Source organism: Anaerophaga thermohalophila DSM 12881 (assembly GCF_000191885.1).
Lineage (GTDB): Bacteria > Bacteroidota > Bacteroidia > Bacteroidales > Marinilabiliaceae > Anaerophaga > Anaerophaga thermohalophila.
Genome location: NZ_AEWI01000172.1, coordinates 1 through 392 on the forward strand (window position 1 = coordinate 1; position 392 = coordinate 392).

Here is a 392-nt window from a genome sequence, read left to right on the forward strand (position 1 = left end):
CCAAATTAAATAAGGCTTGTGGGGATTTGTTAAAGTAGGATTCTTCCCCTTCTCTTCACCCCTCTAACTCCCCTAAAGGGGAGAACCGGGCAGCCCTCAGTCCACAATAAATAAACCATACGGTTGTGGCAATTTAAACGAAATTGCGCGTTGGAGGTACCCCCTTTAGGGGGCCAGGGGGTGTGCGAAAGGGAAAGGATAAAGAGTAAAAATGAAAAACCAATACTTGCCCCTCTCCCTTCACCCCTCTAACTCCCCTAAAGGGGAGAACCAGACCAATCCACAGTCCACAATAAATTTAACCATACGATTGTGGCAATTTAAACGAAATCGCGCGCTGGACGTACCCCCTTTAGGGGGCCAGGGGGTGTGCGACGGGAAGGATAATACGA

1 protein-coding gene is annotated in these 392 nt (G+C 48.7%); it reads left to right on the top strand.

Features of this window, described 5'->3' with window-relative positions:
• Positions 1–211: 211 nt before the first annotated feature.
• The coding region (locus ATH1_RS22025; RefSeq protein WP_211208092.1) for a hypothetical protein at positions 212–392 on the top strand (181 nt) is incomplete at its 3' end.